This window comes from Streptomyces malaysiense, from assembly GCF_000980885.2.
Classification (GTDB): domain Bacteria; phylum Actinomycetota; class Actinomycetes; order Streptomycetales; family Streptomycetaceae; genus Streptomyces; species Streptomyces malaysiense.
This window is the reverse complement of record NZ_LBDA02000019.1, coordinates 98,573-123,887: the sequence shown is the minus strand read 5'-3', so window position 1 is coordinate 123,887 and position 25,315 is coordinate 98,573. Positions and strand designations below refer to the sequence as shown.

Genomic DNA, 25,315 nt, shown 5'->3' with positions numbered 1-25,315 from the left:
TTCCCATGGTCGAGGGGTGATGCGCATGAGCGGACTGTGCGTGGTGCCGGGCCGCCGACAGGGCCGGGACCGGCTGTACGTCTGCCGCCCGGACGGCAGCCGGGTCGCCTGGTACGACCGCGACGCCGGCCGGGTCGACCTGCTCGCCGAGGACGAGCGGGAACGGGTGCTGGAAGCCCTCGGGCCCTTCCTCACCGGCCCGGTGGCCGTGGGCCCGCCCCCGGTCCCCACGCCCGCCGAACTCGCCCGGCTCGCCCTGCACCCGGACGACGACCTCGCGCCCAACCGGCCCGGCGAGGCGCTGCTGGTCGCCCTCGACCGTGATCCGGGCGCCGGGCACCGGCTGCGCCCCGACCCGCGCCGCCGGGCCCTGCTGGCCGAGCAGGCCGTGGGTGAGGCGCTCGACGGCCTGGAGGGCGCCGGCTGGCGCGCCCTGCACTCGCTGCCGCTGCCCGGCGGCGACCGCGTCCACCATCTGCTGATCGGCCCCGGCGGGCTGTTCGCCCTGCACGCCCTGTACGCCCGCAGGGCGCGGGTGCGGGTCGCCGACCCGATGGTCACCGTGGGCCGGCGCGCCGCCGAACCCCTGCTGCGCCGGCTGCGCGCCCAGGCCGACCGGGCCGCCCACGCCCTGACCGCCGAGGTCCGCCCGGTCCTCGCCCTGACCGACCCCGCCGGGGTGAGCCTGACCGCCGCGCCCCGGGGGGTGCGGGTGCTGTCCGCCGGGGATCTGCCGGGACTGGCCCGGCTGGGCGGCGTACTGAAACCGGCGGACGTGGAGGCGCTGCACGCGATGGCGCGGGACCGCCGTACCTGGGAGAACGTCTAGGTGCGTCGTCCCGGGAGGGCCGCGGCCCGTCGCCGGTCCAGCAGGGGTGCCATCAGGTCGCCGTGCCGCCGCAGCCGCGGCGCGATGTCCTCCGCCTGGAACTCCAGCCGCCCCGGTGAGCGGCAGCCGGCGACCTCGTCCCAGGTCACGGGCGCGGAGGCCAGGGGGGCGCGGCGGGCGCGCAGGGTGTAGGGGGCGGCGGTGGTCTTGCGGGCCGCGTTCTGGCTCCAGTCCACGAACACCTTCCCGGGCCGCAGGCTCTTGGTCATCCGGTGCACCACCAGCCGGGGCAGCGCACGCTCCGCCTCCACCGCGAGCGCCCTGGCGTACTCGCTGGTCCGCTCCGAGGAGGCGCCGGCCACCGCCGCCAGCAGGTGCAGCCCCTTGGACCCGGCCGTCTTCGGGTACGCCTCGATCCCGTCGGCCGCGAGCCGCTCGCGCAGCCACAGGGCGACCTCGCAGCACTGCACGATCGTCGCGGGCGCCCCGGGATCGAGGTCGAACACCAGCCGGTCGGCCTCCTCCGGCGCCCCGACCAGCCACTGGTGGGTGTGGAACTCGGTGACCAGATTCGCCGCCCACACCAGGCTCGGCAGGTCCTGTACGACGACCATCCGGGCCGGGCTGTTTGCCGACGACCTCGGCACCTCGGCGGTCGTGACCCACTCGGGCGTACCCGGCGGCACGTTCTTGGTGAAGAACACCTGGCCCTCGGGGCCGTCGGGGTAGCGCAGGAAGGACACCGCGCGGTCGCGCAGATGCGGGAGCAGCGCGTCGGCGGTGGTCGCGTAGTAGTGCACCAGCTCCGCCTTGGTGAAGCCGGTCTCCGGATACAGCACCTTCTCCAGGTTGGTCAGCGGGACCCGCCGCCCCGCCACCTCTGTGATGGGCGTCATAGGATGACAATCCCAGATGAACGGGTCCAAAAAGGATCAAACAGGAAGGGAAGGGTGCGGCACGTGCGATCGATATGGAACGGCGCCATCTCCTTCGGGCTGGTCAGCATCCCGATCAAGCTGGTCAACGCGACGGAGAGCCACGCGATCTCCTTCCGCCAGATCCACACCGAGGACAACGGCCGCATCCGCTACCGCAAGGTGTGCGAGGTCGAGGACCGCGAGGTCGCCCAGGCCGAGATCGGCAAGGCTTACGAGGACGCGGACGGCACCATCGTCCCGATCACCGACGAGGACCTGTCCCACCTGCCGATCCCGACGGCCCGCACCATCGAGATCGTCGCCTTCGTGCCGGCCGAGAAGATCGACCCGCTCCAGATGGACGCGGCGTACTACCTGGCCGCGAGCGGCGCCCCCGCCGCCAAGCCGTACACCCTCCTGCGGGAGGCCCTCAAGCGCAGCAACAAGGTCGCCATCGCCAAGTTCGCGCTGCGCGGGCGGGAACGGCTCGGGATGCTGCGGGTCGTCGGCGACGCGATCGCCATGCACGCCCTGCTCTGGCCGGACGAGGTACGGGCCCCCGAGGGGGTCGCCCCGGACGTGGACGTCACCGTCCGCGACAAGGAACTCGATCTCGCGGACGCTCTGATGGACACCCTCGGCGAGGTCGAGATGGCGGACCTGCACGACGAGTACCGCGAGGCCCTGGAGGAGGTCATCGCCGCCAAGGCCGCGGGCGAGGCGCCCCCGCAGGCCCCCGCGCCGGCGAGCGGCGGCAAGGTCCTCGATCTGATGGCCGCCCTGGAGAACAGCGTCCGCGCCGCCCGCGAATCACGCGAACCCGCAGCCGGCGCCGAGGTCAGATCCCTGCCGGGCCGCCGCTCCACCCCCAAGGAGACGGGCACCCGGAAGTCCACCTCCACGACGAGGAAGTCCGCGGCCGCGAAGGCCCCGGCGAGGAAGTCCACCTCGAAGTCGTCGGAGCCGGCCAAGAAGAGCGCCGCGAGGTCGGGCACGGCGAAGTCGGACGCGGGGAAGCCGGACGCGGGGGAGAAGGCGGCGAAGAAGTCGGCCACGCGGAAGCGCCCGGCCTGAGCCCCGTCACCACCCCTGCGGCGGCAGTCGCCCCCGCGGCACGGTCAGCGCCGTACGGGGCCACAGGAGACGGCTGTCGGGGTCGGGGAGCACGATCCCGCCGGGCCGGACCTCCGCCGCCGGCGCCCCTCAGGCCGAGCGTTCGAACCGCTCGCGCACGACCGGATGGGCGAACGGCCGCCCGTGCGCCAGGCGTTCCAGCTCGTCCAGCGCCGAGTCCGCCAGCCGGTGCAGTTCACCGCCGAGCGAACCGGCGATGTGCGGGGTGAGCACCACGTTGGCCAGGTCCCACAGCGGGGAACCGGCCGGCGGGATCTCCGGCTCGGTCACGTCCAGTACGGCGTTCAGCCGGCCGCCGGTCAGCTCCCTGGTCAGCGCGTCGGTGTCCACCAGCGCCCCGCGCGCGGTGTTGACGAGCGTGGCGCCGTCCGGCATCAGCCGCAGCCGCCGCTCGTCGATCATGTGCCGGGTCTCGGGCAGCTCGGGCGCGTGCAGCGAGACCACGTCGCAGCGGGCGCACAGCTCGTCCAGCCCGGCCGGCCGCGCACCGAGCGCGCGAGCCTCCGCCGCGCCCAGGTACGGGTCGTGGACCAGGACTTCCATGTCATGAGGGGCGAGCAGGGCGATGAGCCGGCGCCCGGTGCGGGAGGCGCCGACGACGCCCACGGTGCGGCGGTAGTTGCCGGCCGCGCGGTACTCGTGCGGCCAGGACGCCCGACCGCGCACGGCCCGGTAGTGCTCGCGGGCCGTCAGCGCCCGCTTGTTGGCGAGCAGGATCATCGCCAGCGCGTACTCCGCCACCGGCAGCGCGTTGGCGTCGGCGGCCGAGGAGAGGGCGATGTCCCGCTCCCAGCAGGCGTCGGTGACGAAGCCGCGCACCGAGCCGGCGGCGTGCACCACCGCCCGCAGCCGGGGTGCCCCGGCGAGCACCTCGGGGCTGAGGGGAGGACAGCCCCAGAAGGTGAACAGCACCTCGGCACGGGCGAGTTCGGCGGCGACACCGGGGGTGGTGAAGTCGTCGGCGACCACCGTGGGATCCAGGTCGGCGAGGCCGGTGAGCCGGGCCGTCCGCGCCGGGTCGAGCAGCAGCGGCAGCAGATCGCGCCGCATGGCGAGCAGCACCCGGGGGCGGCGGGCCGCGGGGGGCAGGTCGGACACGGGACTCCTCGGGTCATGGGCGTGGGGCGCCGGGGAAGACGGTGCCCCATGCGGGGAGATCCGGCACGTCGGCGGGCGGCGGCCGGGCCGCCCCGCCGGACACGGCGGAACGCCGCAGGGGCCCTTGCGCTCCGACGCGGCTTCAGCATCCGGTCGGGTCCGTCACGCGTCAATGAGGCCGTGCACACCTGGAACGGTCCAGAGGGACCCGGAGCTTTTCGGTATCCCGCTCTCCGCCGGTTCACCCCTTATCCCGCCTTTCGGCCCGTGGCTTTCGGTCTCCGGTCTCGGGCTTCCGGTCTCCGCTCTCCGGCCTTCCGGCGTCCCCCTGTCCCCGCCGGACCGGCGAGGGCTGCCCAACTCCCTCTCGGCGCGCTAGGTTTCCTCCGTTCCCAACAGTTCGGAACCCCTTCCACGCCCGCGCCGAGGGAAATGTGACGCGTGATGCTCTCTCCGGACCGGCACGACCTGCTCCTCGCCCATCTGCGGGAGCACGGCTCGGCGCGGATCAGTGACCTCGTGGGTCTGCTGGGGGTCTCCGACGTCACGGTGCGACGCGATGTCGAGGCTCTCGAACGCGAGGGTCTGGTGCGGCGCTTCCACGGAGGCGTCGTCCTGGACCGCAGGGCCGTGACGGACGGCGTGCCGGAACGGGCCCCGGCGACCCTCCGGCTGGGCCTGCTGCTGCCCAACGGCCTCTACTTCCGGGAGGTGCTCCAGGGAGCCCGCGAGGCGGCGTCGGAACTGAACGCCGAACTGACCCTCGCCTTCTCCGACCACGAGCCCGAGCAGGACCTGGTGGCCATCCGCCGCCACCTGGACGACGGCGTCGACGGCCTTCTGCTCGCCCCGCCGACCCTGGAGAACTCCCGTCACACCCGCTTCGAGGAACGCCTGCGCGAGCTGCGGATCCCGGTGGTCCTGGTGGAACGCGAACTGCGGTCGACCACGCTGGTCGACCGCCTGGACCACGTGGTCACCGACCACCAGGCCGGCGCCCGCCTGGCCGTGGAACACCTGGCCCGCCTCGGGCACCGCCGCATAGCCCTCATGGTCAAGGACCTGGGCCCCACGGCCCCCGCCGTCCGGCTCGGCCACGCACAGGCCCTGCGCGCCCTCGGTCTCGACCAGGACGCCCCCGTCCGCCTGGTACCGCAGCGCGAGACCTCCGCCCACACCGAGCAGCGCGTCGACGAGGTTCTCGACGACCTCCGCGCCCACGGCGCCACGGCCGTCCTCGCCCACGGCGACGCGGAGGCCATCGTCCTCCTCCAACTGGCGGCGCAACGAGGCGTCCGCGTTCCCCAGGACCTGGCGATCGTCTCCTACGACGACGAGGTGGCCGCCCTCGCCAGCATCCCGCTGACCGCCGTCGCCCCGCCGAAACGTGCCCTGGGGCGCGAGGGCGTCGAACTCCTCGTCTCCCGCCTGCGCTCCCCGCGCCCCCTCCCGGTCCACCATCTGACGTTGCAACCCGCGCTTGCGGTGCGGGCTTCGTGCGGGAGCGGTCCGGGGGGCCGGGGCCGGGGGCGAAGGGGGTGCTGAGACCGGGAACGGACGCGCGGGGGGCTTGAACGGAGGCCGTCCGCGCCACACCCCCGGCGCCGCCGTCGGCCCCCGGGGGCGAATCTCGGCCGTGGAGCCGCGGGCGCCGGTTGCCGGACGCGACAACCGGGCCGACCCCCGCGTCCTCGGGCCACGACCGCCCCACGCGTCCCGTCCGACGAGCGCCCTGCGCCGGGCACGCCCGGGTGCCGACCCTCGTCCCATGGGGGCTTCGGAGGGACGTGCGCGCCGGCTGGGCGGTGGGCGGTCACGCTGCCCGTACTGCGGCCTGCCGCAGGAGCGTGTGGCGACGCTCGGGCACGAGTGGGTCATGCTGGAACCGGACCTGAGGCCGCCGGCCCACGAGGTGCCGGCGGGGCACCGGTGGATCGAACTGTCCGACGGACGGGTGAGCGTGTACGGCGTGTGCCCGCCGGACCAGTTCCAGCGGTGCCGCATCGAACACCGCCTCGCCTGCCCGGCCCGGCTCCTGCCGGACCTGTGGCCGTGGCTGACGGACCTGCGGGGAGAGAAGGCGCGGCAGGCGGAACGGCCGACCGCGCCGGAGCCGCCTCCGCCGTCCGAGCGATGGCCGGACGCCGGTTGACGAAGGCGAGGGCCGTCGCCCGGCCTCCCGCCCTCACCGGCACCCCGCCCGCCGGTGCCGGAGCCGAGCCGACGCCCCCCGATTTCCCCCTGGCCGGTCCGCGCGCACGCGCGTCCCGTTGCTCACCGCCCTTTGCATATTGATTGACCTGCGGGCAAGATGAGTTCGATTCTCGACCGGTGCACGCTGCCCGAGCAGGAAGCGGCAGGCGGCGGATGCCGGCCGGATGCGCGGGTGCGCGGCGTCGGCCGTGCGGGCTGAGCGGGGGCGGACATGGAACGTAGCAGCGCGGGAGACGGCCGGGCCCACTGTCCGGCCGCGACATCCCCTGATCCGTCGGTCCCGCCGGGCGCCGCCGCCCGGCGCCGTCCTGCCTGACACCGGGGGCCGGCCCCTGCCTGCCGGACCCGGCACCGCCTGAGCGGCGAACCGAGCGCGGCGCGAGCCGGTTCGGCCCCACCCGGTCACCCGTGCCGCCGGCCGGCGGGAACACGGGCGCCCGGCCGTGTCCACGGCCGCCGGGCCACTCCTGTGCCATTCATCAGGAAACTCATGGCAATCACCGGATGTCAGCTCCGACCCAGGGTTACGGTGCTGATCGTTGAACGCGGTGCTACGTGTGGGGGAAGGCGAGGGTGGACGACATGATCCTTCGGCTGCTGGGGCCGGTCGAGCTGGTCCACGAAGGTCGTTCGCTCGATGTCGGCGGGCCGCGCCAGCGGGTGGTCCTGGCGATGCTGGGGCTGCACGTCAACCGCACGCTGTCCACGGAACAGCTGATCGACGCGGTCTGGGGCGACGCGCCCCCCGTCACCGCGCGCGGCCAGATCCAGGTCGCCATCTCGACACTCCGCAAACAGTTCGCCCGCGCCGGCCGCCCCGACGCGATCAGGACCCGGGCGCCCGGCTACGTGCTCGAACTGGCCGCGGCCGCCGTGGACAGCCTGGAGTTCGACCGGCTGGTCACCACCGCCCGCGAGGACTCCCGGGCCGACCGCGTCGCACAGGCGGCGGCAACCCTGCGCACGGCCCTGGAACTCTGGCGCGGCCCCGCCCTTGACGGCATCCCCAGCGACTCCGTACGGCATGTGGCCAGGCACTACGACGACAGACGCCTGGCCGCGATCGAGGAGTGCGCGCGCCTCGACCTGCTGCTGGCCAGGCACGGCGAGGTCTGCGCCGAACTGGCCGCGCTCATCGGCCGGTTCCCGCTGCGCGAGCGCCTCTACGAGCTGCTCATGCTGGCGCTGTACCGCTCGGGGCGGCAGGCCGAGGCGCTGGCGACCTTCCAGCGGGCCCGCAAGGTGCTCGTCGAGGAGATGGGCATCGAACCGGGACAGGAACTGCGCGATCTGGAGCAGGCCATCCTGCGGCAGTCCCCGGCACTCGATCTCCCCGCTCCACCGCCGCCGAGAGCCGCCCCCGCGCGTCCCGGCACCGGGCCCGGCGTCCCTGGCACCCCGGATGCCCCGGACGCCTCGGAGGTCCCGGCGGAACAGGAGGGTGGATTCCGTCTCATACCGCGCCAACTGCCCGCCACCATCGGCGACTTCACCGGCCGCCGCGCCCAGCTCGACGAGATCAGGGAACTGCTCGTGGCCTCCTCACGGGCGAGGACCCCGGGCTACGCCGTGCCGATCGTGGACATCTCCGGCCCCGGCGGCGTGGGCAAGTCGGCCCTCGCCGTGCGCGCCGCCCACGAGGTGAGCAAGCACTTCCCCGACGGCCACCTCTACGCCGACCTGCACACCGTCTCCGGCGACGCGCAGATCACCACTCTCCTCGCGCGCTTCCTGCGGGCCCTCGGCATACCGGCCAAGGCCATCCCCGACGACGCCCAGGAACGGGCCGAGATGTACCGCAGCAGGCTCGCGGACAGCCGGGTGCTCGTGGTCCTGGACGGCGTGACCGGCGCCGAGCAGGTGACCCCGCTCCTGCCCGGAAGCGCCACCTGCGCGGTGATCACCACGAGCCGGGCCCGGCTGGCCGGCACGGACGGCGTCCGCGGCATCGACCTCACCGCCTTCGACATGGCCAACGCCCTGGAACTGCTGGCCGGCATCGTCGGCCGCGAGCGCGTCCAGGCGGAACTCGACACCGCCGTCGAACTGGTCAACCTGTGCGACGCGCTGCCCCTGGCGCTGCGGATCGCCGGCGCCCGGCTGGCCTCCCACCCCCACTGGCGGATCGAATGGCTGGTCCAGCGGCTGCGGGACGAGCGTCGCCGCCTGGACGAACTGAGCCACCGCGGGCTCGAACTGCGCTCCACCATCAGCCTGGCGTACCGGGCGCTGCCCCCGTCGGCCCAGCGTCTGTTCCGGCTGTTCTCCCTCGTCCAGGCGCCCGACTCGCCGGCCTGGGTGGCCGCCGCGCTGCTGGATGCGGACCTCGGCACCGCGGAGGACACCCTCGACGTCCTCGTGGAGGCGCAGGTCATGGACACCGTGCGCTACCCGGACTCGCACCGGCCGCGCTACCGCTTCCACGACCTCATCCGCGCCTACGCCCGCGAGGAACTCCTCGCGACCGAACCCCCCGAGGAACGGGACGCCGCCCTGGCCCGCGTGCTCGGCGGCTGGCTCTCCCTGGTCGAGGAGGCCCACCGGGAGGAGTACGGCGGGGACTACACGATCATCCACGGCCGCGCCGAACGCTGGAAACTCCCCGAGGGCGCGGACGCGGAGCCCGCCGCGCGGCCGATGGAGCGGCTGAGCGGGGAGCGCCGGGCGCTGGTGACGGCCGTACGGCAGGCCGCCGCGGCCGGCATGGACGAGCTGTGCTGGGACCTCGCCCTCACCTCCGTCACCCTGTTCGAGGTCAAGGGGTACTTCGACGACTGGAAGGAGACCACGCGGCTGGCGTACGAGGCGTCGGCCCGCGCCGGAAACCGCGTCGGCCGGGCGGCGATGTCGTACTCCCTGGGCACCCTGCACATGTTCCAGACCCGCATGGAGCAGGCGGACGAGCGCTTCGGCGAGGCCCGGGAACTGTTCGAGGCGGAGGGCCACGATCACGGGCGCGCCCTGGTGCTGCGCAACGCCGCCTACCTGGACAGCGTGCGCGGGGACGACGCCGCCATGCGGGAGAAGTACGACGAGGCGCTGGCGATCACCAGGCTGGTCGGCGACCGGATCGGCGAGGCGCACATCCTGCGCAGCCTGGCCGGCTGGTGGCTGGCATCGGGGAACACCGAGCGCGCCCGCGCCCTGCTGGAGCAGGCCCTCACCATCTCCCGGGAGGAGAGGTGCCTGCGCGTGCGGGCGCAGGTGCTCCAGCGGTTCGCCGAGCTCCACCTCGCGCTCGACCAGCCGCGCCAGGCCCAGGAGGCGCTCCAGGAGGTCCTGCGGATCGTGCGGGACAGCGGGGACCGGATCGGCGAGGCGTACGCGCTGTACGGACTCGGCACGCTCCGCCGCCGGGAGAAGCGGCTCGACAGCGCCGCCGACACCCTGACCCGCGCGCTGAACCTGGCGCGGCAGGTGGGGGAGCGGGTCGTCGAGGCCAGATCGCGCTACGGTCTCGCCGAGACCGCCCTCGCCCGGGGCGACCACCAGCTGGCCTCGGCGCATCTGGAGGCCGCGCGCGGGCTGTTCGCCGAACTCGGCTCCAGGACCTGGCTGGAGCGGACCGAGGACCTGATGGTCGAGGCCGGCGGCCCGGCCGCCGCCCCCGGGCCCACGCCCCCCGACCGGGCCCCCGCCGGACAGATGTCGCCGCGGGACCCGGGCGCCCGGGTCCCGTGAGCCGAACCCGCCGTCGGGAGACGGAGCCGACCCGCCACCGCGGTGCTGCCCCGGCTCAGCCCCGCGCCGCGCCCGGCTCCCCGCCCGCGGCCCGCACCACGGCCCGCAGCCGCTCCGCGCGGTCCACGCGTTCCCAGGTGAAGTCGGGCAGTTCGCGGCCGAAGTGGCCGTACGCCGCGGTCTGGGCGTAGATCGGGCGCAGCAGGTCGAGATCGCGGATGACGGCGGCGGGGCGCAGGTCGAAGACCTCGGTCACCGCCTCCTGGATGCGCGCCACCGGCACGGTCTCGGTGCCGAAGGTCTCGACGAAGAGGCCGACGGGCTCGGCCTTGCCGATCGCGTAGGCCACCTGGACCTCGGCGCGCCGGGCCAGACCGGCCGCCACGATGTTCTTGGCGACCCAGCGCATCGCGTACGCGGCACTGCGGTCCACCTTGGACGGGTCCTTGCCGGAGAACGCGCCGCCACCGTGCCGGGCCATGCCGCCGTACGTGTCGATGATGATCTTCCGCCCGGTCAGGCCCGCGTCCCCCATCGGGCCGCCGATCTCGAACCGTCCGGTGGGGTTGACCAGGAGGCGGTAGCCCTCGGTGGCGATACCGAGGGCGGCCAGCTCGGGCTCCACCACGTGCTCGCGGATGTCCGGGACGAGGGTCGCCCCCAGATCGGTGTCCGCGGCGTGCTGCGCGGAGACGACGACCGTGTCGAGGCGGACCGGCCGGTCGCCGTCGTACTCGATGGTGACCTGCGTCTTCCCGTCGGGGCGCAGATACGGCAGGGTGCCGTTCCTGCGGACCTCGGACAGCCGGCGGGACAGCCGGTGGGCCAGGGTGATCGGCAGGGGCATCAGTTCCGGCGTCTCGTCGCAGGCGTAGCCGAACATCAGGCCCTGGTCGCCCGCGCCCTGGCGGTCCAGCTCGTCGTGCCCTCCACCTGCGGCGGCACCCTCGACACGGGACTCGTACGCCGTGTCCACGCCCTGCGCGATGTCCGGGGACTGCGCGCCGATGGACACGGAGATGCCGCACGAGGCGCCGTCGAAGCCCTTGAGCGAACTGTCGTAGCCGATCTGCAGGATGCGGTCGCGCACCAGGGCCGCGATCGGGGCGTAGGCGGTGGTCGTCACCTCGCCCGCGACATGGACCAGGCCGGTGGTGACCAGGGTCTCCACGGCGACCCGGGAGGTGGGGTCCTCCTTGAGCAGCGCGTCGAGGACGGTGTCGCTGATCTGGTCGGCGATCTTGTCGGGATGGCCCTCGGTCACGGACTCCGAGGTGAACAGACGACGGGACACGGTGACTCCTCAGGACGTGACGGTCAGTTGTGGTAGCGAGTGCTTGCTGCCGGAGCGGCCTCGGCACGCGCCGAAGCCGGCTCCGTCGCCGGTTCGTCCCCGGCCCATACGTCCCCCCGGATCAGCAGCTCGCCCGGTACGGCCCGGCGCACCACGAGGTAGACCTCGTCGCCCGGCACCCCGAGCAGGGTGCTCAGCTCGTCGCGCAGCAGCCGCAGCAGCCGGCCCACGGTCTCCCGGGGATAGGTCGCCTTGCAGGTGATGAAGCCGATCGGGGCACACGGGCGGCCGTCGGGACGGTCCCATTCGGGCCGGTGCGCCGCCTCGGCGTCGAGCCGCTGCCAGGTCACCCAGCAGTGCTGCGGGGAGATGCCCAGCAGCCCGGTGACCGCCTCGGCGATCTTCGCCAGGACGGGACGGCCGGGTCCGGCGTCGGGCGACATCAGCGTGATGACGGGCATGGAACTGCCTTTCTCGGCTCGGGTGTTTCCTCGGGGCACGGGGGTGCCGCCGACGCGCGGGTGGGTCGGGCCGCCCCCGGGCACACGGCCGTCGCGCGGGAGTCGGGCCGTCCGGGCGCTCAGTCGGTGAGCGTGGCGAGCAGTTCCGACCGGTCGACCTTCCCGTTGGCCGTCACCGGCAGCCGCTCCACCCGCCGTACGACGTCCGGCACGGCGTGCGCGGGCAGCCGCAGGGACAGGGAGCGGCGCAGCAGCACCGGGTCCTCGTCCGCCTCGGCGGCGGAGGTGTAGAACAGCGCGAGCCGGTCGTAGTTGCCCAGCCGGCCGGGTACCGGGACGGCCACGCAGTGCGTGATCCCGGGCAGTCCGGCCGCGTGGGCCTCGATCTCCTCCGGTTCGATGCGGTAGCCGCGGATCTTGACCTGGCGGTCGGTGCGCCCGGTGAAATGGAAGACGCCGTCGGCGTCCTGGAGGCCGTGGTCGCCGGTCCGGTACAGACGGGTGCCGTCCGCCGGGTGCTCGGTGAAGCGCGCGGCGGTGAGGTCCGGGTCGCCGAGGTAGCCGAGCGCCAGCCCCGCGCCGCCGACGCACAGCTCGCCGGTGACCCCGGCCGGGCACTCCCGCCCCGTCCCGTCCAGCACCCGCACCCGGGTGCCGGGGACCGGTCGGCCGATGGGGACGCCGTGCTCCGGCGCGCAGTCCGCCGCGGTGACGGGGTGCACGGTGGCGAACACACAGCTCTCCACCGGACCGTAGCCGTTGAACAGCCGGATGCCGGGGTGCGCGGCGAGGAACCGGCCCACGTGCGCGGCCGACAGCCGCTCCCCGCCGATGTAGAGGCCGCGCAGGCCACGGAAGCAGTCCGGGTCGATCTCGGTGAACAGGTTGAACAGGGAGGACGTGAGCCAGGCCGTGTCCACGGCACAGGTGTCGATCAGGTGGCGCAGGGTGTCCGGCAGGAGGTAGTCCTCCGCGGCGGTGACACAGGTGCCGCCGGTGGTGAGCGTCCCCCACAGCTCCAGGGAGAAGGCGTCCCAGGACGCGGGGGCGGCCTGCATCATGACCGTGCCGGGACCGAAGGCGAGGGGTCCGTCCGCCGTGAAGAGCCTGGTGGTGGCCGCGTGCGGGGACACCACGCCCTTCGGGGCGCCGCTGGTGCCGGACGTGAAGAAGACGGTGGCGGGGACCTCGGGGGACCCGTCGTAGGCGGCGAACGTACCGGCGCCGTTCCGCGCCGCGGCCTGCGCGGACCCGGTGACCACGGCCGGCGGCTGCCACACCGGCCACCGCCCGAACCGCTTCCCGGACGTCTCGCCGGGCGTCCCGTCCAGGTCCGTCACCAGCACCGGACCGCCCAGCTGCCCGAGCACGGACTCGACCCGCTCCCGCGGCCACCGCGGGTCCAACGCGGCGTACCCGGCACCGCACTTGAGCACCGCGAGCAGGGCGACGTACAGCCGGGCCGAGCGCGGCAGCAGGACGGGGACCAGGGTGCCCGGTCCGGCGCCGGCCGCCGCCAGCCCGGCCGCCCAGGCGTCAGCCGCCGCGTCGAGGGTGGCGTAGTCGAGCCGGGTGGAGCCGTCCACCACGGCCAGTGCGTCCGGCCGGGTCCGGGCCCGGTGTGCGACCGCCCGGTGGATGAGGCCGACTCCCATGGAAATCCCTCCGGTTCCGCAGACGCTACGAGGACCGGGCCGACCGGAATTCCGGCAACCCGCCACCGATACTCCGCCCCCTTCACTCGCGATGTCACGTACCCGAATCCGGGGACAGCGGCCGGAGTTGACTCCAGGGGCCATGGAATCGGAATCTGACGGGGCCGGGCAGCCACCTCGGCATTCCTCAAGGGGGTTGATCTCGATGAGCGTTGCCGGACCGGAGGACCGTGTTCTTCCCACACCGGCCCTGGCGGGACACGGCAGTGGTGTCCGACTGCTGGACTACGACGCCGTTCCCGGGCGCTTTGAGGCCGGCGGCGCCCCGGGCAGCATGCTCCTGCTGCACGGGTTCGGCGGTGACAAGAACCAGCTGAGGCCGATCGGCGACGCCCTGTGCCCGGCCGGCTCCGTCGCCGTCCACCCCTCGCTGCGCGCCCACGGCGACAGCCACCGGCCGGCCTGGGGCTACTCGGTACTGGACTTCTCCGCCGACCTGCACCGCGTCGCCGACATCCTCCCCGACGAGGTGCACCTGGTCGGATACTCGTACGGCGGCCTCGTGGCGGCGATCTCCGCGGTCACCTGGGGAGCGTCCCGGGTCCGCAGCCTCGTGGTGATCGACCAGTCCTTCGACGCGCACCCCGCGCTGCACGAGGCCGACGAGTGGGCCGAGGGCAGCCTGCTGCGCTGGACCTACGACTTCGGGCACCTGCCGGACCTGCTGGAGCGCCTCGGTGTCCCGGTCCTGGTCCTGGCCGGCGCCGGCAGCCGCAACATCCTGCCCGACGAGCGCGAGCGCCTCGCGGCCCGCGGGAGCGGCACGCTCCGGCTCGAAACCATCCGGGGATCGCACGCCGACTGCTATCGCAATACGGCGGAGATCACCTCCGCGATGCGTGATTTCTACCAGAACGCATTCCCCGGGATTCCCGGCAGGGAAAACGCCGAGGAGGGCGAAGTCGCGTGAAATCCCGTCTCGTCGAGAAAGGGCCCGCCCGCACCCTCGTGCTCGGCACGCTCGCCAATTCCCTGGGAAACGGCGTCTTCGTGACCTGTTCCGCCCTCTATTTCACCCGGATCGCGGGATTCACCCCGGCCCAGCTCGGTCTGGGCCTGAGCATCGCGGGCATCGCCGGACTGTTCGCGGGCGTCCCCTTCGGACACCTCGCCGACCGCAGGGGCCCGCGCGGCACCGCGGCGGCCCTCCTCGTCCTCGCGGGCCTCGCCACCGCCGCCTACCTGCTGACCGACGCGTACCCGCTGTTCATCGTGTTCGCCTTCCTGTACGCGCTGTTCGACCGCGGCGCCTACGCGGCCCGCCAGGCACTGATCCCGGCCGTGCTGGACGGCGCGAACCTGGTCCGGGTCCGCGCCAAGATCCGGGTCGTCACCAACGTGGGCGTCTCGGCCGGCGCCGCGCTCGGCGGCCTGGCCCTGCTGTGGGACACCGGAACCGCGTACCGGCTCACCTTCCTGCTCAACGCGCTGAGCTTCGTGGCCTGCGGACTGGTGTTCCTGCGGCTGCCCGCCGTACCGCCCGCCCCCCGGCGCCCGCCGGGCGAACCACGGCTCGCGGTGCTGCGCGACACCCCGTACGCGCTGCTCGCCGTGCTCAACATGGTGATGCAGCTGCACATCCCGATCCTCGAAGTGATCCTGCCGCTGTGGATCGCGCTGCACACCGGCGCCCCGCACGCGCTCACCGCCGTGCTCCTCCTCCTGAACACCCTCGCCTGCGTGGGCCTCCAGGTCCCCGTGACCAAGAGGATCGACGAACTGCGCTCCGCCGTCCGCGCCTTCCGCGTCGCCGGGGTGGCCCTGCTCGGCTGCTGCGCGGCCTTCGCCCTCTCCTCGGGACGCGGCCCCTGGGCGGCGACCGTGATCCTGGTGGTCGCGGCGGCCCTGCACGTGTACGGCGAGATGGTCCAGTCGGCCGGCTCCTGGGTGATCGGCTACGAACTAGCCCCGCCCACCAGACAGGGCCAGTACCAGGGCCTGTTCAACACCGGCATCGCGGCGGTGCAGATGTTCGGCCCGGTCTCCCTGACCCTGCTCCTCATCGACTGGGGCACCCCCGGCTGGCTGACCCTGGGCGCGGTGTTCCTCGCCGGCGGACTGGCGATGGCACCGGCGGTGCGCTGGGCCGAGCGCCGCCGGGCCGGGTCCGCGCAAGCCGCCCCCGCCCCGGTCACCGCGACCTGACCGGCCGCCCGCATCACATCCCCTACGACACTCCGGACGAGGGAGACGATGACTCACCCCAAACCGACCACGGACCCCGGGCGCGACGGCGTGGAACTCCAACTGACCGATGTGTGGCGCCGGTTGCTCGGCCGCGACGACGTCGGCATCCACGACGACTTCTTCACCCTCGGCGGCCACTCGCTGCTCGCCATCAAACTGACCGTCGAGGTGCGCAGGCTCTTCCAGGTCGACCTGACCGCCGCCGACCTGCTCGCCGCGGCCACCGTCGCCGAGCTCGCGGAGATCGTCCGCCGGGGCACGGCCGACCGGCAGGGCCAGCTGGTCCGCATCCAGCAGGGCACGGGCGGCAGCCCGCTGTACGCGCTGCCGCCGGTGTCCGGAACCGTGCTGCTCTACCCGCCCATCGCCCGCGCCATGGGCCTCGACCAGCCCTTCTGGGCCGTGCAGTCGCTCGGACTGCTGCCCGGCGAGGAACCCCTGACCTCGATCGAGGAGATCTCCGAGCACTTCATCGAGCAGCTGCGCACCGTCCACCCCGAGGGCGCCGAGTGGAACCTGATGGGCTACTCGATGGGCGGACTGCTCGCCTACGAGACTGCCCGCCGCCTCAAGGCGCGCGGCGAACGCGTCGGACTCGTCGGCCTGCTCGACACCCGCATCACCGTCGAGCCCAGCGCCGACCCGGACTTCGCGCTGCGCGCCCTGCTGTGGCGCGGGCTCAAGCTGGAGCTGGACATCGACTGGCTGCGCGGCCTGGACCCGGACACCCGGGCGCGGGCCCTGGTGGAACGGGCTGTGGAGGCCGGCACCATGCCCGCCGACTTCGACGCCGACCGGCTGCGCCGCATGATCGACATGTACCAGTTCAACCTGGACGCCCTGGCGGCCTACGAGACCAGGCCCTACGACGGCACCGTCACCGTCTTCCGCGTCACCGACCGCTCCATGGAGGGCGGGACGCTCCCCGAGGACCTGGGCTGGAGCGAGGTCGCCGAGCGCGCCGTCGTCGTCGACGTCCCCGGCGACCACTTCACGATGGTCGAGCCCGGCCAGGTCGAGGTCCTGGGCCGCCGGCTGCGCGAACAGCTCGACCCGGCGTCCGCGCCCGCCGTCGCCTCCTGACCACCGCGACCCGGAGAGGAGTACCCGTGCAGGAGCCGAACGGCACCCCGCCCTCGTACGTCTTCCAGCCCATCGGCGTCGTCCGCTCGCCCCGGCACGTGCCCGAGCACGACCACTGGGGCAAGGTCACCTCGGTCATCGAACTGGACCCCGGGCGGCTGCGGCCCGAGGCTGTGACCGGCCTGGAGCGGTTCTCGCACCTGGAGATCGTCTTCCACTTCCACCTGATCCCCGAGACGGCGGCCGTCACCGGCGACTGCCACCCCCGGGACCGCACGGACCTGCCCCGCCTCGGCATCCTCGCCCAGCGCCTGAAGGAACGCCCCAACCGGCTCGGCGTCTCGCGCTGCGAGCTGGTCCGGGTCGACGGCCTGACACTGCACGTCCGGGCGCTCGACGCGCTGGACGGCACCCCCGTACTCGACGTCAAGCCGTACCAGCGGCTCTTCCAGCCGCGCCCGGACACGGTCCGGGAACCGGCCTGGCTGCACGAGGCGATGTCCCGGTACTACGCCGACTGACGAGTACCCCCCGTCCCGACCGACACGAGTACGACCCCCCTCCCGAACTGACGAATACCACGCTCCTCGCGCCAACCCGTACCGCCCGGCGCGGCCACAAGCCACCCGGGCCCGTCCACAGCCAAGGAGTCCCATGTCCGTCCCCACCACCGACGGCACCACGGTCGATCTGGAGCTCAACCTCGGCCGCCTGCTCGACCGCAACCCGCAGCTGCAGATCCCCCGCGACGAGTACAACATCAACGTCACCTCGAACGAGGGCGACCGGCTCGGAGCCGAGGAACTCGCCGCCGAGTACGGCCGGTTCCCGGGCGCGGGACACCCGGCCCACCTGTACTTCCACCTCCCGCTGTGCAACTACATCTGCCACTTCTGCAACTACGTCAAGCGCCTGGTGCCGCGTGGCAAGGAGGACGGCGCCCTGCGGCTGTGGTCCGACCTCCTCATCGAGGAGTCCCGCCGCTACCTCGACCGCTACGACTGGATACCCCGGGCGCGCATCGAGTCCTTCTACATCGGCGGCGGCACCGCGGCCCTGCTCCTCAACAGCCCCGAATACATCCGGCCGCTGGTCGAGCACGTCCGGGAGAACTACGACCTCTCGGACGAGATCGAGTTCAACATCGAGGGCAACCCCGAGAACTTCCAGCAGCACCACCTCCAGACCGCGAGGGAGCTGGGCTTCAACCGGTTCAGCCTCGGTGTGCAGTCGCTCCAGGACGAGGTGAACGACTTCACCAAGCGCCGGCACTCCACGGCCCAGTCGATCGAGGCCGTCAAGAACCTGCTCGCGACCGGCTGCCCCTTCAACGTCGACATGATGTTCGGCCTGCCGTACCAGACCCCGGAGTCGGTGCGCCGCGACATGGAGATCCTCACCGGTCTCGGCGTCCCCACCATCACCATCTACCGGCTGCGCAACGCCGACCGCGAGGAGATGGGCATCGGCAACCGCGCGGTCTGGAACAACCCCGCGGTCCGCGAACGGCTCATCCGCGAGGGCCGGTTCCCCGAGCTGGACTCGACGTACGCGATGCGACAGGAGGCCGTCGAGGTGCTGCTGGAGCAGGGCTACTACCCGAGCCCCTGCGGCTGGTGGAGCAGACCCGGCACCTACGAGGGCGGCAACATCCCGCAGACCTCGAAGAACAAGTGGGAGCACTACAACACGATGATCGCGTACGGTCCCGGGGCCTACGGCTGGCTCACCGGCGACCAGGAGGAGTTCCTCCAGACGCACAACATCACCGACATCAGCAAGTACGTGTCGTTCATGCAGAACGACGAGGGCCTGCCGCTCAACTTCGGCCGCCGGCTCAGCGGCCACAAGGCCATCGGCACCGCGCTCGGCTTCAACTTCAAGGCCAACCAGCCGATCGACCTGGCCCGCTACAAGGAGCGCTTCGGCGCCGACCTGCTGGAGACGGAGCCCTTCGCCTCCGCCTTCACCGAACTGATCGAGCGCGGACTGGTCGAGAAGGTCAACGACGGCACCGCCCTCAAGCCGACCCTGGACGGCGAGGCACTGCACGAAGAGATCATCTTCCACTACTTCCACCAGCGCATCGGCCTGTCCGACGCGCCCGTGTGCCGGCGGTGACCATGCGCCACTTCGCACCCACGACCGCCGCCGCGACCGCGCCCCACGACCCGGCCCGCCGGGTCGAGGACGCCTTCGCCGCCCTGCACGGCGCCGACACCGCGCTGCTCGTACCCGGTGTCGTCGCGGCCACCACGGCCACGCTGCTCGCGCTCACCAACCCGGGCGGCCACATCATCGCCTCCGACCAGACCTGCGACCCGCTGCGCGGCGTCCTGACCCAGGAACTCGCGGGGCACGGCCGCACGGTGACCTTCGTCGACAGCACCGACGCGGACACCGTCCTGACCGCCGTACGGCCCGAGACCCAGGTCGTCTACACGCAGTCCCTCAGCGACCCGCTGATGCGCCCGGCGCCGCTCAACGAGATCGCCGTCCACGCCCAGATGAACGACCTGCTGCTGGTCGTGGACAACACCGCGCTGTCCCCGGCCGAACTGCGGCCCCTGGAGGCCGGCGCCGTGATCGTCATCGAGGACACGGCGCCCTACCTCGACGGCTGGGACGACGTCGGCGCCGCCCTCGTCACCGGCATCGACCGCTACCTGCCGAGGATCGCGGAGCAGTGCGCACGGCTCGGCGGCGAGGTCCCCGACTGGTCCGCCCATCTGCTCGAACGCTCCCTTTCCACCCTGGAGCTGCGACTGACCGCCCAGCGCGACGGCGCCGACCGGGTCGCCGGGACGCTGCGCGCCCACCCCGCCGTACGGGCCGTGCACCGGCCGTCCTTCGACGAGGCACCCTGGGCACTGGAGACCCACCAGGGCTTCGGCGGGCTGCTCTCCTTCGAGGTCGTACCGGAGATCCACGACCTCACCGGCATCCTGGCCGCCTGCGACGGCGGCCCCGCCCCCCTCGGCAGCACGGCCCGGCTGCCCGCCCGCACCAGCCACGCCCACCTCAGCGAACGGGTCCGGCGGGAGCTGGGCATCACCCGGCAGCTGGTACGCCTCGCGGTGGGCGTCACCGGCGCCGACGCCCTGTCCGGCCGGCTGCGGCAGGCCCTGGACACCGCCCTCGCACAGCGTGACGGAGGTGACGAGCGATGCTGAACGGAGTCGACCTGCGCGCCCGTCGGTCCCTCGCCGAGCAGATCGGCGAGGACTCCTGGGAGGCCCAGCTGAGCATCGGCGTGGCGGCCCAGCCGGCGGCGGCCGGCCGCTGCCGGGTACGCACCGAACCGATGCGGCTCGGCTCCACCCGGGTGGCCCGCGCCTTCGCCATCGACCAGCGGTTCGGATCCGGCGCCGCCGACTGCCTCGACCCGGTCGGATCCCTGCTGGTGGCGCTCGGCGCGTCCGTCGCGGACAGCGTCGTCACCGAACTGTCCGGCGCGGGCTGCGGCCCGGCGCTCCTGGAGGTGACGCCGTGCGCCGAGTTCGCGGCGGACGGCACCGGCCGGCTCTCGTACGAGATACGACTCGACGGCGAGGTGTCCGCCGAGCAGGCCCGGCGGGCGGTGGACGCGGCCCGCGCCCGGGGCACCGCCCACCACACCCTGGAGGAGGCCAACGACATCAAGGCCGTCGTGCAGACCGCCCGGGACGTGCACCTCGCCAGCCCGCCCGCCGCCCCGGGCCACGCGGACCTCACCGCCGTCGGACGGCGCACGGCCCGTGTGATGTGGGAGATCGGCACCCATGTCCTCGCCGAGGTCGACGGCGTGCACGCCGAGTCCGACCAGCCCAAGCAGCTGTTCGGCGCCGACCTCGCGCCCAGCGCCCAGGAGTACTTCCTGGCCGCGCTGGCCGCCGAGGCCCTCGGCTTCGCCGCCCCGCCCGCCGCCGCGCCCGGCGTGCCGGCCGCCTCCGTGCACGCCTCCGGCCGGATCGACCTGCGCGGCCCCTACTCCACACAGGACGCCCCCGTCGGCCTGCGCAACATCCTCGTCCAGTTGCTGCCCGCCGACCCGACGGAGGCCGGCGAGGCCGCGCCGGACGCCGTACGCCGCTGGTTCGCCGAGGGCGACGCCCTGCGGCTGGTCAGGGACCCGCACCCGATCGAGGTCCGGCTGGTCCTCGACGGCACCCCGGTCCCCGTACCGCACCCCGGGAACGACCGCACCACCGACACGAAGGAACCCCACCGTGCCCCGTGAATGGGACGCCAAGACGTACGACTCGCTCCCCCTGCCGCACCAGCAGTGGGGCAAGCGCACCCTCGGCAGGCTGGACCTCAAGGGCGGCGAGACCGTCCTGGACGCCGGCTGCGGCACCGGCCGGGACACGGCCGCGCTGCTCGACATGGTCCCCGACGGCCGGGTGATCGGTGTCGACGGCTCCAGCCGGATGCTCGACCAGCTGCGCACCAAGCTGGCCGACCGGCTGGACCGGCTGGAGATCGTCAACGCCGACCTGACCAAGCCGCTGCCGGTCTTTGGCCAGGTCGACGCGATCACCAGCGTGGCCACCTTCCACTGGATCACCGACCACGCGGCACTGTTCGCCAACCTGGCCGGACACCTGCGGCCCGGCGGCCAGTTCGTCGCCGAGTGCGGCGGCCGGGGCAACGTCGCCCTGATCAACGCGGCCGTCGGGGAGGTGCTCGGCAAGAAGTCCGACGACGAGCCCGAGGGCAAGGACAAGGTCTGGTACTTCGCCGGCGTCGAGGAGACCACCGAGCGGCTGCGGAACGCCGGCTTCACCGACATCGACGTCAACCTGCTGCCCGACCCGGCGCGGCTGGAGCCCGGCGATCAGCTCTGGAGCTACCTGGCCACCGTGGTCCTCGGCTCCCATCTCGACAAGCTGCCCGAGTCCGACCACGAGGACTTCGTACACGCGGTCGCCGCCCGCCTGCCCGAACCGGTCGTCGACTACGTCCGGCTCAACATCACCGCCCGCCGGGCCTGACGGAGGCACCCATGGCACACTCCGCACCCCCCACCCTCCTGGTCGTCCACGACCAGGGCTCCGCCACCGCCTGGCGCATCCTCTCGGCGGCCCGCGGACTGTGCCGGGTGATCTTCCTGTGCGAGCCGCGGAACCCGGCCTACGAGGCCGAGCTGACGCCGGTCGGCGGGCACGCCGAGATCGCCGACATCACCGGGCTCGGCGAGGCCGAGGTGTGCCGGCTCGCCGAGCGCCTCGCCCCCGCGGGCGTCGTCACCTTCAGCGAGCACCGGCTGCGCCTGACGGCGGCGGTCGCCGCGCACTGCGGACTGCGCTTCCACTCCCGCGCCACCGCGGCGGCCCTCACCGACAAGTACCGCCAACGGCAGTTGCTTTCGCAGGCCGGCGTCCAGCGCACCGGATGCGTCATGGTCCGCGACCCGGACCAGGCAGCCGCCGCGCTCGCCCGGGTGGGAACACCCGCGGTCCTCAAACCGCGGCACGGCGCCGGCAGCGTGGACACCTGCCTGATCACCTCCGCCGACGAACTCCGCGCACACCTGCTGGAGTTCACGGCCGACGACGACCGCGACTTCGTCCTGGAGGAGTTCCTGCCCGGGGACCCCACCCGGACCGGCCCCGGCTGGGCCGACTTCGTCTCCGTGGAGTCCCTGGTCGTCGACGGCGAACCGCGCACCGCCGCGATCAACGGAAAACCGCCGATGGTCCCGCCGTTCCGGGAGACCGGCCACGTCCTGCCGGCCCCGGTGACGGCCGCCGTCGCCGCCGAGGCCGAACGGCTGGCCCAGGCCGCCGTACGGGCCCTCGGCATCCGCCACGGCATCACCCACACCGAGGTCAAACTGACCCCGCACGGGCCGAGGATCATCGAGGTCAACGGGCGGCTCGGCGGATTCATCGCGGAGATCCTGCAACGGCGCACCGGCTACGACATGGTGGCCGCGGCCCTGCGCCTGGCCCTGGGCCTGCCCGTCACCGCCCCGGACCCCGCCCGGCTGCACGGGGACCGGGTGACCTTCCAGTACCTCATGGTCCCGCCCCCCGGCCCGCTCCGGCCCGGCCCGCCCTCGCTCCTCGACGGCCTCGGGGACCTGCCCGGCGTCGACCTGGTCGACGTCTCCCCGCCCGCCGACTGGCACACCGACTGGCGCCGCGGCACGGTCGGCTCCATCGGCACGGTCTACGGATCGGCCGCCGACCACACCGAAGCCAGGGCGCTGATCAGCCAACTCCGCGAGCGACTGGCCCAGTTCTGGCGCGATCCGGACCTACCGCGTACCGGCGCGCCACGCCTGATCGATACGGTGGACCACTCCGACGACACGTCCGACGTGTCGCCCTCTGACATATCGACCCTCTGAACGAAAGGCGCTACTCATGCCCGAGAACAGCACTCCCGCCGAGGTGGTCTCGGTTCCGGTGGGCCGGGTGGTCGGCGGGCGCGCGGAGGTCCGTGACGACGACTGGGCGGGGGAGACGGCGGTCATCCGCCTGGACGCCGACCAGTACGGCCCCGAGGCCGTGGCCGGCCTGGACTCCTTCTCCCACCTGGAGATCGTCTACCACTTCGACCGGGTGCCCGTGGAGAAGATCGAGACCGGCGCCCGGCACCCGCGCGGCAACAAGGACTGGCCCCGCGTCGGCATCTTCGCCCAGCGCGGCAAGAACCGCCCCAACCGGCTCGGTGTCTCCCGCTGCCGCCTGATCAAGACCGACGGCCTCGACCTCCACGTCCAGGGCCTGGACGCCGTCGACGGCACCCCGGTCCTCGACATCAAGCCCTACATGAGCGAGTTCGGCCCCCAGGGCGACACCACCCAGCCCGACTGGGCCACCACCATCATGCGCAACTACTACTGACCTACGACGACTTCCTACGACGACCTCTACGACGACCTCTACGACGACCTCTAGGACGATTTCCTACAACGGCTGGAGACCGAGCGCGACGCGGGTGAGTTCCGCCTTGTTGCCGATACCGAACTTGGATCGCACCCGCTTCACGTACGTGTCCACGGTGTGCTGGCTGATGCCGATGCGCCGGGCCACCTGCCCATGGGTCATCCCCGACGCGATGAACCGCAGCACCTGCTCCTCGCGCGGCGACAACCCGGCCGGCGCCCGGTCGGCCGTGGCCACCGGCGCGCGCCGCTCCACGGCCTCGTGCACCCGCCGCAGCACCTGGTCCGGGGTCGCGTCGGCCCGCACCACGACGACATCCGGCGCCCGCCCGCGCCACGCCGCCCGCTCCGGCAGTTCCTGCGCCAGCGTGTCCTCGACCAGCAGCAGGTCGATCCCGGTCCCGGGTTCGGGGAAGCCGTCGGCCGAGGCGAAGACGACCTCGCAGGGCGACCGCGTGGTCAGCAGGTGCGTGAGACCCATGAGCACGAGCGGCCGCACCCCGCAGATCGCCGTTCTCGTCCCCTGACCGTCGCCCGTCGAAGCTGCTCCCGGGCGTTCGAGCGTGACCGTCTCAGTGCTCATCGGTGCCTTCCCCGTAGACCTTGTTGATGCGTTCGATCGCCCCGGCCACCCGCTGCGGCGGCGCGGCGGTGAAGCAGAGGCGGGCCCAACCACCGCAGTGCTCGCCGAAGTTCCGCCCCGGCGCCAGACCGACACCGAGCTCGGCACACCGCCGCACGAACCGCTCGCCGTCCCCCCAGGCCCGCAGGTCGAGGAACGTGTACAGGCCGCCGGACACCTCCGTGTGCGGCACCTCCAGCGTCGAATCCGCCAGCCACCAGGCCGCCGCGGCATGATCCCGGCGCCGGCCCAGCTCCTCACGCGGCGTCCGCAGCGCCTCGTACGCGGCGAACTGCGCCACGGTGGGCACCACCCCGCCCGTGCACCGCGCCAGGGCCACCGCGGTCGCCGCCGCCCCCGGCGGACTGACCAGGTACCCCACCCGGTTCCCGGGCATCGCGTACGTCGTCCCGCAGCCGTGCACCGAGAAGGTGCGCTCCGCCGCCCCGCCGACCGCCGCGATGTCGGGGAACCCCTCCCTGGTGAAGTCGTACCCGTCGTACGTGTTGTCGGCGATCAGCCACAGATCGTGCCGCTCGGCCAACTCCACGAGCACCGCGAGCCGCCGCCGGTCGAGCCGATACCCGGTCGGATTGTTGGGGCTGTTGAAGTAGATCGCCCGCGTCCTGGACGTCACCGCCCCCTCGACCGCCCCCATCAGATCGAACCCGAAACCGGCCCCGAGCTCCAGGAAGACCGGCACCTCCCGCGCCACCCCACCCGCGGCCCGCACCAGCGCGGTGGCACAGGGCCAGTGCGGCGAGAGCACCAGCACCTCATCGCCCGCGCGCAGTACGGCGCGAAGCGCGATGGAGAGGGCGTGGGTGGCCCCACCGGTGACCAGGACCTGCTCGGGCGGTACGTCTCCACCCCGCCGACCACTCACCTCCCGGGCGAACGCCGCCCGCAGCTCAGCCACCCCACCGACCGGCGCCACCTCATCCGGCGAGACCCCGAACTCCGCCTCCCCCCACACCCGGGGCCGCGCACAGGGCCCGAAAACAGTCCTGCCCCGCTGCAGCCGAACGGGCTCCACGTGCCCCGAGCCACGCAGTAACTCGTCCACACGATCGACGTACTCGACGGATGCCCCGACGACTTCACCGAGAGCACGGGGGAGGGAGGGCATGGGTGGGGGCTCCTGGTGGTGACGGCGGCGTCGGTGATGCGGACGCGGGCCGCAGATCCGGCGATCGGGCGGGGGTA

General features: G+C 73.2%; 22 protein-coding genes. 15 read left to right on the top strand and 7 right to left on the bottom strand.

Features of this window, described 5'->3' with window-relative positions; all coding sequences use genetic code 11:
- The first annotated feature begins 25 nt into the window (after window positions 1–25).
- A complete protein-coding gene (locus VT52_RS10345; RefSeq protein WP_046418631.1) occupies window positions 26–829 on the top strand; it encodes a nuclease-related domain-containing protein in 804 nt (267 codons plus the stop codon).
- Here VT52_RS10345 and ligD read toward each other — a convergent pair.
- Entirely contained in the window at window positions 826–1,725 is a 900-nt protein-coding gene (gene ligD / locus VT52_RS10340) for a non-homologous end-joining DNA ligase (RefSeq protein ID WP_046418534.1), read from the bottom strand. The genes VT52_RS10345 and ligD overlap by 4 nt on opposite strands.
- Before the next feature lie 63 nt (window positions 1,726–1,788).
- On the opposite strand from ligD, the gene ku reads away from it, so the two are divergent.
- On the top strand, window positions 1,789–2,820 hold the full coding sequence (gene ku, locus VT52_RS10335) for a non-homologous end joining protein Ku (RefSeq protein ID WP_046418633.1): 1,032 nt from the start codon (window positions 1,789–1,791) through the stop codon (window positions 2,818–2,820).
- A gap of 129 nt (window positions 2,821–2,949) precedes the next feature.
- On the opposite strand, the gene VT52_RS10330 is transcribed toward ku, so the two are convergent.
- Window positions 2,950–3,930 carry a hydroxyacid dehydrogenase gene (locus tag VT52_RS10330; protein ID WP_046418634.1) on the bottom strand — a complete coding sequence of 327 codons (981 nt, stop codon included), beginning with the start codon at window positions 3,928–3,930 and terminating at the stop codon, window positions 2,950–2,952.
- Between the two features lie 492 nt (window positions 3,931–4,422).
- Between VT52_RS10330 and VT52_RS10325 the strand changes: the two genes are divergently transcribed.
- The 3 genes from VT52_RS10325 to VT52_RS10315 all read left to right on the top strand — a co-directional run bounded on the left by VT52_RS10325 (window position 4,423) and on the right by VT52_RS10315 (window position 9,873).
- Window positions 4,423–5,523: a substrate-binding domain-containing protein gene (locus VT52_RS10325; protein ID WP_046418637.1), complete on the top strand. Its 1,101-nt coding sequence runs from the start codon at window positions 4,423–4,425 to the stop codon at window positions 5,521–5,523.
- A 223-nt stretch (window positions 5,524–5,746) separates the two neighbouring features.
- Window positions 5,747–6,130 (top strand): DUF6083 domain-containing protein, encoded by a 384-nt coding sequence (locus tag VT52_RS10320; RefSeq protein ID WP_046418536.1) that lies wholly within the window; start codon window positions 5,747–5,749, stop codon window positions 6,128–6,130.
- A 644-nt stretch (window positions 6,131–6,774) separates the two neighbouring features.
- Window positions 6,775–9,873 carry an AfsR/SARP family transcriptional regulator gene (locus VT52_RS10315; protein ID WP_167377677.1) on the top strand — a complete coding sequence of 1,033 codons (3,099 nt, stop codon included), beginning with the start codon at window positions 6,775–6,777 and terminating at the stop codon, window positions 9,871–9,873.
- 55 nt (window positions 9,874–9,928) lie between these two features.
- Here the strand turns inward: VT52_RS10315 and metK are convergent, their stop codons facing one another.
- From metK to VT52_RS10300, 3 genes are all read right to left on the bottom strand, one after another.
- Window positions 9,929–11,167 (bottom strand): methionine adenosyltransferase, encoded by a 1,239-nt coding sequence (gene metK / locus VT52_RS10310; protein ID WP_046418537.1) that lies wholly within the window; start codon window positions 11,165–11,167, stop codon window positions 9,929–9,931.
- 23 nt (window positions 11,168–11,190) lie between these two features.
- Window positions 11,191–11,628, bottom strand: coding sequence for a hypothetical protein (locus VT52_RS10305; RefSeq protein ID WP_046418539.1), 438 nt, complete (start codon window positions 11,626–11,628; stop codon window positions 11,191–11,193).
- A gap of 119 nt (window positions 11,629–11,747) precedes the next feature.
- Window positions 11,748–13,283, bottom strand: a complete 1,536-nt coding sequence (locus tag VT52_RS10300) for an amino acid adenylation domain-containing protein (protein ID WP_046418542.1) — start codon at window positions 13,281–13,283, stop codon at window positions 11,748–11,750.
- A 205-nt stretch (window positions 13,284–13,488) separates the two neighbouring features.
- Between VT52_RS10300 and VT52_RS35480 the strand changes: the two genes are divergently transcribed.
- From VT52_RS35480 to VT52_RS10250, 10 genes are all read left to right on the top strand, one after another.
- A complete protein-coding gene (locus VT52_RS35480) occupies window positions 13,489–14,253 on the top strand; it encodes an alpha/beta fold hydrolase (RefSeq protein WP_167377676.1) in 765 nt (254 codons plus the stop codon).
- Window positions 14,250–15,488 carry an MFS transporter gene (locus VT52_RS10290; RefSeq protein WP_046418544.1) on the top strand — a complete coding sequence of 413 codons (1,239 nt, stop codon included), beginning with the start codon at window positions 14,250–14,252 and terminating at the stop codon, window positions 15,486–15,488. The genes VT52_RS35480 and VT52_RS10290 overlap by 4 nt, the downstream gene beginning before the upstream one ends.
- Window positions 15,489–15,536: 48 nt before the next feature.
- Window positions 15,537–16,613 (top strand): thioesterase domain-containing protein, encoded by a 1,077-nt coding sequence (locus VT52_RS10285; RefSeq protein ID WP_046418548.1) that lies wholly within the window; start codon window positions 15,537–15,539, stop codon window positions 16,611–16,613.
- 26 nt (window positions 16,614–16,639) lie between these two features.
- Window positions 16,640–17,134: an SAM-dependent methyltransferase gene (locus tag VT52_RS10280; RefSeq protein WP_079174968.1), complete on the top strand. Its 495-nt coding sequence runs from the start codon at window positions 16,640–16,642 to the stop codon at window positions 17,132–17,134.
- Window positions 17,135–17,267: 133 nt separating this feature from the next.
- Complete coding sequence (locus tag VT52_RS10275) at window positions 17,268–18,734, top strand: coproporphyrinogen-III oxidase family protein (RefSeq protein WP_046418549.1); 1,467 nt, start codon at window positions 17,268–17,270, stop codon at window positions 18,732–18,734.
- Window positions 18,735–18,736: 2 nt separating this feature from the next.
- Window positions 18,737–19,786 (top strand): PLP-dependent transferase, encoded by a 1,050-nt coding sequence (locus VT52_RS10270; protein ID WP_143070864.1) that lies wholly within the window; start codon window positions 18,737–18,739, stop codon window positions 19,784–19,786.
- Complete coding sequence (locus VT52_RS10265; RefSeq protein WP_046418550.1) at window positions 19,780–20,832, top strand: hypothetical protein; 1,053 nt, start codon at window positions 19,780–19,782, stop codon at window positions 20,830–20,832. Before VT52_RS10270 ends, VT52_RS10265 begins: the two co-directional genes overlap by 7 nt.
- Entirely contained in the window at window positions 20,822–21,586 is a 765-nt protein-coding gene (locus VT52_RS10260; protein WP_046418553.1) for a class I SAM-dependent methyltransferase, read from the top strand. Before VT52_RS10265 ends, VT52_RS10260 begins: the two co-directional genes overlap by 11 nt.
- 11 nt (window positions 21,587–21,597) lie before the next feature.
- On the top strand, window positions 21,598–22,947 hold the full coding sequence (locus tag VT52_RS10255; RefSeq protein ID WP_053055443.1) for an ATP-grasp domain-containing protein: 1,350 nt from the start codon (window positions 21,598–21,600) through the stop codon (window positions 22,945–22,947).
- Window positions 22,948–22,963: 16 nt separating this feature from the next.
- Window positions 22,964–23,446, top strand: a complete 483-nt coding sequence (locus VT52_RS10250; protein ID WP_046418555.1) for an SAM-dependent methyltransferase — start codon at window positions 22,964–22,966, stop codon at window positions 23,444–23,446.
- Between the two features lie 63 nt (window positions 23,447–23,509).
- Here VT52_RS10250 and VT52_RS38675 read toward each other — a convergent pair whose 3' ends face one another.
- Entirely contained in the window at window positions 23,510–24,070 is a 561-nt protein-coding gene (locus tag VT52_RS38675) for a response regulator transcription factor (protein WP_079174967.1), read from the bottom strand.
- Window positions 24,060–25,028, bottom strand: a complete 969-nt coding sequence (locus tag VT52_RS10240) for a pyridoxal phosphate-dependent aminotransferase (protein ID WP_167377675.1) — start codon at window positions 25,026–25,028, stop codon at window positions 24,060–24,062. Before VT52_RS10240 ends, VT52_RS38675 begins: the two co-directional genes overlap by 11 nt.
- Between the last annotated feature and the right edge of the window lie 287 nt (window positions 25,029–25,315).

What these genes read in the sequence shown, in the direction of transcription:
- VT52_RS10345 (WP_046418631.1), top strand. Translation starts at nt 26, where the DNA reads ATGAGCGGACTGTGCGTGGTGCCGGGCCGCCGACAGGGCCGGGACCGG.
- ligD (WP_046418534.1), bottom strand. Translation starts at nt 1,725, where the DNA reads ATGACGCCCATCACAGAGGTGGCGGGGCGGCGGGTCCCGCTGACCAAC.
- VT52_RS10330 (WP_046418634.1), bottom strand. Translation starts at nt 3,930, where the DNA reads ATGCGGCGCGATCTGCTGCCGCTGCTGCTCGACCCGGCGCGGACGGCC.
- VT52_RS10325 (WP_046418637.1), top strand. Translation starts at nt 4,423, where the DNA reads ATGCTCTCTCCGGACCGGCACGACCTGCTCCTCGCCCATCTGCGGGAG.
- VT52_RS10320 (WP_046418536.1), top strand. Translation starts at nt 5,747, where the DNA reads ATGGGGGCTTCGGAGGGACGTGCGCGCCGGCTGGGCGGTGGGCGGTCA.
- VT52_RS10315 (WP_167377677.1), top strand. Translation starts at nt 6,775, where the DNA reads ATGATCCTTCGGCTGCTGGGGCCGGTCGAGCTGGTCCACGAAGGTCGT.
- VT52_RS10305 (WP_046418539.1), bottom strand. Translation starts at nt 11,628, where the DNA reads ATGCCCGTCATCACGCTGATGTCGCCCGACGCCGGACCCGGCCGTCCC.
- VT52_RS10300 (WP_046418542.1), bottom strand. Translation starts at nt 13,283, where the DNA reads ATGGGAGTCGGCCTCATCCACCGGGCGGTCGCACACCGGGCCCGGACC.
- VT52_RS35480 (WP_167377676.1), top strand. Translation starts at nt 13,489, where the DNA reads ATGAGCGTTGCCGGACCGGAGGACCGTGTTCTTCCCACACCGGCCCTG.
- VT52_RS10285 (WP_046418548.1), top strand. Translation starts at nt 15,537, where the DNA reads ATGACTCACCCCAAACCGACCACGGACCCCGGGCGCGACGGCGTGGAA.
- VT52_RS10275 (WP_046418549.1), top strand. Translation starts at nt 17,268, where the DNA reads ATGTCCGTCCCCACCACCGACGGCACCACGGTCGATCTGGAGCTCAAC.
- VT52_RS10270 (WP_143070864.1), top strand. Translation starts at nt 18,737, where the DNA reads ATGCGCCACTTCGCACCCACGACCGCCGCCGCGACCGCGCCCCACGAC.
- VT52_RS10265 (WP_046418550.1), top strand. Translation starts at nt 19,780, where the DNA reads ATGCTGAACGGAGTCGACCTGCGCGCCCGTCGGTCCCTCGCCGAGCAG.
- VT52_RS10255 (WP_053055443.1), top strand. Translation starts at nt 21,598, where the DNA reads ATGGCACACTCCGCACCCCCCACCCTCCTGGTCGTCCACGACCAGGGC.
- VT52_RS10250 (WP_046418555.1), top strand. Translation starts at nt 22,964, where the DNA reads ATGCCCGAGAACAGCACTCCCGCCGAGGTGGTCTCGGTTCCGGTGGGC.
- VT52_RS38675 (WP_079174967.1), bottom strand. Translation starts at nt 24,070, where the DNA reads ATGAGCACTGAGACGGTCACGCTCGAACGCCCGGGAGCAGCTTCGACG.